The following is an 8,822-nucleotide window of genomic DNA, read 5'->3' as shown; positions in this document are numbered from 1 at the left end:
TCTAACTACAGTCGAGGATTTTTCTCCAAGGAGTAGCTATAAAAAGGTACAACAGGGGGGACTCGCAGATTAGCTAACTAAAGTCAAGAAATAAGAATGTTTCATTTTCATACCTGGATTACACAGCTTTTTTCCTACCATCCAGAAAAATCCGAACCTGCTCAGCGGATGTAATAGGCGAAAGGCCTGGCTATTCTTTAACACTGAGAAAATAAGCCGCAACAGTTTATTCATCACTGCGCCCAAAGCTTGTAAGACTCGCGGAGACGGTTCTCTTGATGAGAATGAAGTAAATGATACTATCAAAAATAGAGGTAATAACCATGCTCCGAAAAGCCCGGTAACGAAAGTGTCAGGGAACTGGGTTGCTGACAACGGGATAAAGACCTCGGGTATGCTGAAAGGGCCACATTTTTAAAAATGGTACGGTAACTATACAAGCTGACAAGTTAGGCGAATTTAATAAAATAATTCGGGAGATTATTCATAAGTACTGATAAGCTGTCTAGGAGGATATTATGCTTATAATTAAGGCAGAAATCATATTTGATATCCCTAATAAAAATTACACTGAAAATGATGGGATAACAACGCAATACCCTTTAAGGCCAGCATTTAATTTTGGAGAGGGGTTACTATTTTCTGGAACAATAAAAAATGATCTCTCTTGTGATAAACTTTTTTACCAAAAGGTATATTGTGTGAATGTAGAATTTCCTACAATAGCGAGTGAAGCATATGAAGCTGTTCAACCTTTAATTAAAATAGGAATGAGCCTAAAGATTCAAAATGCCTCAAACGTAATTGGTGTAGCAAAATTACTGGATTTCGTCTATAGAGATTGATTTAGGTTTAGTTCAAGGGTAGTAAGGTGTTACGAAGTATCAGAGACCAACTAATTGGAAGTGTCAGTGGACGGGGTTGTTGACAACGATAGGAGTTGACGCTGGGGACCGCTCGCTCTTTGACCGTTGTTTTAAAGTGAACAAAAAAAGCAGAGCAACGGACAAAGTTCGTTAAGGCTCGCTGTATGTTTATAAGAAGCGAGGGGACGCTTGAAAAGTGTCAGGAGACGGGATTATTGACAACAAGATTAGGACTTCGAGTATGGTGAAAGGGCCACTTTTAAACATAGTAGTTTCTGAATTCAATAGTACGTCTTGAAGAAACTAACTAAAACAGGAATTCAGTGTTCGGAAAAGAAAGTGATTAACATAGAATGCTTCCACGCAATACAAACAACAGAGCAACGAACAGATTAAGTCCGTTGCTCTGTTGTTTGTTTAGGCAGAACAGGATGATTCCCCAAGTCGGCTCCGCACCGGTCCATGCGGCCTCAGCCAGCAGCAGACGAGTAATGGCGGAATAAACGCGCAGGCAGGTGTTTGCCTTTTCATAGTCCGCATCAACGGTTTTGCCTTGAATGCATCCATAACTTTATGGCGGTTAGCAGCGGCAAGCTGAGAGACAACCAGGACAATCCCCGCCAGATTCCGGCTCCGAACAGTGCGGAGCCGCAACCCAGGAGGGTTAAGGACCCTATCAGCAAAGGCAGTTTCCAGATTTGCCAGGTGGATTGCGGCTGCGGAGCTTCTGTGGCTGTCAGCCCGGAACCGGTAGCCGGCTGTGGCCGTTTGCGCAATATCCACAGGTATACCCCGCTGACAATCACGCCGATCGTGATGATATCCAGCAAGGCCCACAGAATTTTCAACGGCAGCCCGCCATAATTTCCGAAATGCAAAGGGTGGGCGAGCTGCAGCAAGCGGATATACCAGGGAACAGCGGCGACGGCGGTTAGCTGTCCGGTTGCCGCATCAATCAGCGCCGGCGTATACCAGTGAGCCGTAACCGCTGTGGAGCCGGTCGCAAAGACCATATAATGGTATGGGCTGCCCCACTGGTCATTGGGAAAATAGAGAAAGGCGACGCGTTGGCCGGGAAACGCTTCCCGGGCGGCGGCGACAGCCTGCTGCGCAGGAATGAAATGAGAAGTAGGCTGTTGATTTTGGTAAGGCGTCAGCAGGGCCTGTATAGACGTAGTCTGCCAGTGAGTATATAAAGGGGAGGCCAGCGTATGTAAAACGCCGGTTCCCGTCATCACTACGGCCCATACCAAAGCCACCATGCTCAGCAGCTTGTGAAGATCGGCGTATTTTTGACGCGGCGAGCCCTCGGCGCGAATGGCGCCAAAGGCGGTAAAACGCATCAGCGGCTTGTAGATGATGCTGCCGGATACCAAGGCCAGTAGGAATAAAAGACCCATAAAGCCGAGAAACAACTGTCCGGGCAAACCGGCAAATAGATCGGCATGTAAACGGAAGAGCCAGGTTAATGCGGTCTTGCCCGGCGACTCGGTTTCCGAGGTCGTGATGACTTCGCCCGAGTAAGCGTTCAGGGTAACCCACGGATTTTCACCGTTGCTTGGTGAAGCCAGTCCGACGAAAACTTCCGGCTTTTCGTAATCAATACCGACCCAGAGCGGCTTATAGGCCGGATACTTAGCTGCAGCGGCTGCAACAAGCGTGTCCGGATCTTTGTAAAGAGAAGGCTGGGCCGCCAAATGCGGCCGGCCGTACAACGCGTCTTCCAGCTCATCGTGGAAAATGAGCGGCAGCCCGGTGATGCAAAGCATGAGCATGACAAGGGCGCAAATCAGGCTGGACCATTTATGGATGGAATACCAGTACCGCATGAAACCCTCCTATTATCTATCGCATGATCGCAAAATTTTTGAAGCTGGCAGAAGTGCTTTCAATTCTCACCAGCGGTGCGTGGCTGTCAGCAGCACAGTCCGGCCTTCGCCGGCATAGCCGTTGCCGACATCATAAAACTTATCAAACAGATTGCGGACGTTCAGTGCCAGCCGCCATTCGTCCAGGTCATAGTGGACCATAGCATCGGTCACTACCACTCCCGGATGCTTGGCGGTGTTGGCGCTATTATAACGGGAACCAATATAGCGCACCCCGCCGCCAAAACCTAGCCCTTTCGCCTTGCCTTCCTGTATCGTGTAATCGGTCCAGAACGCGGCGACATGCCTGGCAACTCCTGCGGTGTGTTTGCCAATGTCTGTTGCCACCGTACTCTTCGTTGTTTTATTATCCAGCAAGGTATAGGCGGCAATAATATTAAGACCCTTAACCGGTGTCAGATTGGCTTCCAGTTCCAGCCCTTTTGATGTTACCTCTCCGGTTTGTACATTGTACTCAGGCTGGCTGGGAAAGGTTTCGTTCAGCGGATCGGCGGTCAGGACATTTTGCTGGCGCAGGTCAAATACGGCGGCGGTAAACCGGGCATTGCCCCCGGTTGGTTCGTACTGAACGCCAAGCTCGTGCTGGGTTCCGGTGGTCGGCACAAAAGCCTTGCCGTACCGGTCAGCGCCGGATTGCGGCTCGAAGGATTCCGTATAACTGATATAAGGAGACAGCTCGTCGGTGGCATGATAGACGATGCCGGCCCGGCCGGTATTGGCCGTCTGCTTGATGCTCTCACTGTCCCTGTCATCTTCATACCAGTCCCGGCGGCCGCCCGCCAAAAATACCCAACGGTTTCCCAATTTCGCCTGATCCTGTAGATATAAACCGCGCTGCCGCATATGGGACAATTGAGAATAAAAGGGAACATCCGGCGTGGGTACCGCCTGGCCATAATTCAAGCTCACTAAATCAAGGCTGGGGCCAGGGCCGGTTAGCCAGCGGGAATCAAAGTTGCGCCGCTGGTAATCAAAACCCAGTAAAGTTGTATGCGACCATGCCCCGTTTGACCATTTGGCCTGAAAATGGGTATCAATGGTATCGGCGCTCAAGGTTTCCGGCATTGCATATGCCTTGCGGTCTAAGGTACGGCCATCGCTGCTAAGTCCGCTGTCTCCTATGTCCAGATATTGATACTGTATGTCAATATCGGAGTGGCGGGCAGTCTGCGTTACTGACCATACATTGTTGAACTGATGCTCAAAAATATAGCCGATCTGTTTCTGCTCCCGTTCGAAACGGTCATAATCCGGTTCACCGATAAATATTGTACTGGGATATCCGTACAGTGGATGATCGGATGAAAAAATTTGCCGAGTGCCTGTAGAGGAGCCTTTAACATCATTTTTCTGGTAAGTGGCTAAGATGGTCAATTTCGTGTCATCATCCGGCTTCCACGTTAGCGCTGGAGCAATAAAAACACTTTTGCCGCTGCTATAGTCCTGCTCAAGATCCTGTTCCTGGGTCCGGGCTGTCAGACGAAACAGCAGTTGGCCGTCCGCACGTGCCGTCCCGCCGATGTCCAGGGCGATACTTTTAGTAGCATTATTGCCGACCTGAATTTGAATTTCATGCAGTTCCTGCTCCGTTGGCTGCTTGGTAACCTGATTAAACAGACCGCCGGGAGCGTTGGCGCCATAAAGAATAGAAGCCGGCCCCCGCAGGATTTCAATCCGGTCAAAAGCATAGGTGTCGGTACTGACGGTGGCAAACGACCCGACCGGATTTCGCAGGCCGTCGGTAAAGGTCGAATAGTTGCCGCTGCTAAGCCCCCGGATGAGTGCATAGCTGTAGCCGCGAGCGTCTTTGCCGTATGTGGTGGAAGTGATGCCCGGCGTATAGGCGATGGCTTCATCCAAATTTTGTACGGCGCGGGCTTCCATCTGTTTCTGGGTAACTACGCTGATGGACTGAGCCGTTTCGTTGAGCGGCGTATCGGTCTTGGTAGAAATAGAGCTGCGTTTGGCAACATAGCCGGTGTCTTTTGCGGCTGTGACCTCCACATCTTCCAGAACATATTCCCCCTGCGCCGCATCATCGGCTGCGGCTGCTTCCCGGGCGGCTTCTTCGGACGGGGGCTGCCCCGCTTCTTCGGCGGCGTAAACGGGATATTGCCAAAAAAGACTGCTGCCGATCAGGGCATACAGCAGTCTTTTTTTGGCCGGGCTTAATGTTTTTTTCATCCGTTCCCTTACACTCCTTTACGATATAGGGTCCCTGGTTCATGCCGAAAAGCCTGCTTTTCCCGGCGCAATAGCAATGGCTGGGCGGCAAAACGGTACTGAACGCACGTAACTTCCCTCTGATGTTCCCTGCCTGGGAATCGCTACGGATTCAGCTTGTTCTGATATAAAACAAAGTATATATGATAATGATAATCAGTGTCAATTGATTTCTTCCAAATTTTAAAAGAAACGCGGGGCCATGCTGCTCCTTGGTTTATACGCAAAAAAGCGCCTCATGCCAGGCCTGTCGCTCGCAGATGCTTCAGATATTGAGCAGAGATATATTAAACGGGAAAATCGGTCACCCCAAATAAGCTTGTAAAAAACCGGGAATATTCCCGGTTTTTTATTTGTTACGATCATCATTTCGTCATATTTATTTGGTACAATCGGTATCACGGGGAGACAAGCCTGGGGAGGCGGTAAAGAATTGCAACAACATTTCTTGCTAAAGGTGATCATGCTTATATCGCTGGTGCTGATTGGCAGCGGTATGGCGCCGGTGAGTGCAGAGACGGCAGTGATCCGGCGGGGTGACAGCGGTCCGGACGTGGTTATGCTGCAAAAGCGGCTCAGCAATCTCGGCTATGCTGCCGGGACGACTGACGGCCTATTTGGCAGGCAGACGGAAGCAGCGGTTAAGGCTTTTCAGGCCGCTAACGGGCTCTACCCAGACGGAATTGTTGGTGATGGTACCTGGAGTGCGCTGCGCTCCGATGATATAGTGGCAAGTCGCGGCTTAGGCGGCAGCGCCGATGTCGGACAGATTCTCTTTGCAGCGAAGCAATATCAGGGAGTGCCTTATCTTTGGGGCGGCAGTGCTCCCGATGGATTTGATTGTTCAGGTTTTACCCAGTATGTGTTCGCACTGCATGGGATTCGCCTGCCCCGTACTGCCGACCTGCAGTTTGAAGTCGGCCTGCCGGTGCGCTATGACCAACTGCGGCCAGGTGATTTGGTGTTTTTTACCACATATGCGCCCGGGGCGTCTCATAACGGCATTTATCTCGGAGACAAAAAATTTGTCAGTGCTACTTCCAGCCGGGGGGTTGCTATTGACCGGATGAACAGTTCCTATTGGGAACCCCGTTATATTGGGGCACGACGGATAGTACGATAAATACGAGTACGAAACTGACTTAATAGAGGCGGTAAAGCTCCGTATCCGGATCCGCGAAACCGTCTCGCCGGATATTCCGGACAGTAAAACAGCAGCATGATACACGGAACCCGCCGGGATTGCTGTGCACCTCCGGCGGGTTCCGTCTTGTGCCCCAGACAGGGGCGCATTTTTGTTATTTGGGTTTTCTATTGCGTAACATCATAGATATGTATTTTATTTTTCCCGGAAAGTTATCTATACTGTATAGGATATAATTTGCAGATTTTTCCGAAGAGATAGCGTTCCCCAAAAGCATATAATCCAAATCTGCTGTTTACTTCGCTCTTAGAGCTTTGACGATGGCCGGAGAGCCACTATGGAGAAACAGTTAGTGGAAATAAAAATTCTAAAGCGGAGGTTAATATTGTATGAGCTTTAAACACAGTATTCAATTTCGCCTCACGAGTCTTATCGGCGCACTTATTTTCGTTACTTTGCTGATTGTATCAGGGAGTAGTTTTTATGTTTCCAATACCCATTTAACCGCTAGCCAGAATAAACTGGAGGATGCTATTGCGGACGGCGCAATTACGAATATCCAAAAACAAATCGATACCGCCATTACACAGCTAGAAGGAATCAGCCGCTTTGACCAGGTGAGAAGCGGTGACTTAGCCAGAATACAGCCGGTTTTAAAAGAGGCATTGGATCATTTCAGCAATTTTAATAATATTTATTTTGCCCGGGCGGACGGAAACGGGATCAATGCCAGAGGCAATGCGCTCAATGTCAGTGACCGGGAGTATTTCAAAAAAGTTGTAGCTTTACAGGCGAGCTATGTTTCAGATATTTTCTTTTCCGATACCCTTAATAAACAGGCAGTCACATTTTGCGTTCCTGTTTTCCGGGGCAGACAGCTTATCGGGGCTGTATTCGGCACTTATGCACTGGACCATATGGATGCGCTTATAAACGGGATTACCTTTAAAGAGAAGGGCTATGGTGTACTGATAGAAGGCAGCGGCCAATATATTATTCATCCCAGGAATCCCGAACGCAATGGCAACATGAATATCCGAACAGGTGAAATCTCGGCTGAATTGCAGCGCAAGGCAGGAACGGCTCCCAAGCTTGCCGCCGAATTCGTAAACGGATTTCAAGAGGCAGCTGATAAAAACATAAAGATGCATGTACAATATTCGTCGCTTAGCAGCGGTGAAGAACAGTTTGGGTTATTTGCCCCTATAGATCTGCCGGGCGGTCAGCGTTGGGTATTGCTCTTGACAACAACCGCAGCCGATGCCAAAAGTGAAATGAACACTTTCACCAGGCTTCTTCTGGGGTTATCTGTAAGCGCCTTGGCGGCTGGCCTTATTCTAACCTTCTTTTTCGGTAGATCTTTTGTCAAGCCTATCGTGAAAATCAATCAAGTCGCACAAACGATTGCCGGCGGTAATTTGAAGAGGATTGAAAGAACGATTGATGATAAGGGTGAAATCGGCCAATTAGCGGACAGTATTATTTTAATGAATGTAAATCTGCGTAATTTAGTCGGTAATGTTCAGTCGCAATCCTCACAGCTTGCCGCTGCCAGCGAAGAACTAACCGCCGGCGCGCAGCAATCCGCCGAGGCAGCCAGCCAGGTGGCAAATTCTATCGCACAGATCGCCCAGAACACTGATCATCAAGCGGTTAGCGCCAATCAGATCATGAAGATTGCCGAGCGTATACAAGAAGAGGTTGATCAGGGCGCTGCGATTGCAGACCGCGTATCGCAGGCGGCAATGGATACATCCAAAGCTGCCGAGGAAGGGCGCAGCGTAGTTGCCACTTCCTTGACGAAAATGCAGGAAATTGGCCAAAATACAGCTGTAACCCAGGGATTGATTGCTGACTTAAGTAAAAGCTCACGATATATTAGCGAAATGATTCAGCTCATTTCCGCGATCGCAGGACAAACCAATCTCCTTGCTTTAAATGCCGCTATTGAAGCGGCGAGGGCGGGTGAACAGGGACGCGGCTTTGCGGTAGTCGCCGAGGAAGTCAGAAAACTGGCGGCGGAATCGAATGCGGCAGCCCAGAAAATTGCCGTATTAGTGGCAGAAAATGAAAGCAACCTCACACAAGTGGTTGCAGCAACGACGGCTGGCGCGGAAGGCATTGACGCGGGCATCGCTTTATCCAACCAAACCGGGGAAGCTTTTGAGGCGATTGTTGCGGCTGTGCTTGGCCTCTCAACGCAAATCAAAGATGTGTCTGCGGCTATGCAAACCGTTGCCGACGGTAATAAAACCTTAACAGAATCGATCAAGGAAATTGATGCAACCAGTCAAACGGTTGCAGGCGAAGCTGAGACAGTTTCAGCTGCAACGGAAGAACAATCGGCTTCAATGCAGCAAATTTCTTCATCCAGTCAAAGTCTGGCTGCGCTGGCGAATGAACTGCAAGCGGCTGTTGCTAAATTTCAGGTTTAAGATAGTCTTTATTTTCTAGTGCTCGATCATCCGTTAAGGATGAGGCTGCTCGTTTGGGTTATATCCGGCGGTACGTGAAAATAAGACTGCGTTTAGGCTTTATCGCCGTTTTTATTGTGGGGAAGAAAAGAAACAGGGCGATTTGTCCCGCATCGCTGCGGACAAGTCGCCTGTTTTAATTATCGGATTAAGCGTGGAGCGCGCGCTTTTTGCGCTCTGGGGAGCAAGGCGCCTGTCCCATGCCTCTTGTTGCACACTACACGGA

5 protein-coding genes are annotated in these 8,822 nt (G+C 49.4%); 3 read left to right on the top strand and 2 right to left on the bottom strand.

Annotated elements, in window-relative coordinates; genetic code table 11:
* Positions 1-518 precede the first annotated feature (518 nt).
* On the top strand, positions 519-845 hold the full coding sequence (locus ALO_RS03685; protein ID WP_004093036.1) for a hypothetical protein: 327 nt from the start codon (positions 519-521) through the stop codon (positions 843-845).
* 560 nt (positions 846-1,405) lie between these two features.
* On the opposite strand, the gene ALO_RS03680 is transcribed toward ALO_RS03685, so the two are convergent.
* Both ALO_RS03680 and ALO_RS03675 read right to left on the bottom strand, forming a co-directional pair.
* On the bottom strand, positions 1,406-2,695 hold the full coding sequence (locus ALO_RS03680) for a PepSY-associated TM helix domain-containing protein (RefSeq protein WP_004093034.1): 1,290 nt from the start codon (positions 2,693-2,695) through the stop codon (positions 1,406-1,408).
* Positions 2,696-2,761: 66 nt separating this feature from the next.
* A complete protein-coding gene (locus ALO_RS03675; RefSeq protein WP_004093032.1) occupies positions 2,762-4,939 on the bottom strand; it encodes a TonB-dependent siderophore receptor in 2,178 nt (725 codons plus the stop codon).
* Between the two features lie 472 nt (positions 4,940-5,411).
* Between ALO_RS03675 and ALO_RS03670 the strand changes: the two genes are divergently transcribed.
* A complete protein-coding gene (locus ALO_RS03670; RefSeq protein WP_004093030.1) occupies positions 5,412-6,101 on the top strand; it encodes a C40 family peptidase in 690 nt (229 codons plus the stop codon).
* A gap of 410 nt (positions 6,102-6,511) precedes the next feature.
* Complete coding sequence (locus tag ALO_RS03665; protein ID WP_004093028.1) at positions 6,512-8,557, top strand: methyl-accepting chemotaxis protein; 2,046 nt, start codon at positions 6,512-6,514, stop codon at positions 8,555-8,557.
* The last annotated feature ends 265 nt before the right edge of the window (positions 8,558-8,822 follow it).

Source organism: Acetonema longum DSM 6540, assembly GCF_000219125.1.
GTDB classification, from domain to species: domain Bacteria; phylum Bacillota; class Negativicutes; order Sporomusales; family Acetonemataceae; genus Acetonema; species Acetonema longum.
This window is presented reverse-complemented; position numbering and strand designations above follow the sequence as displayed.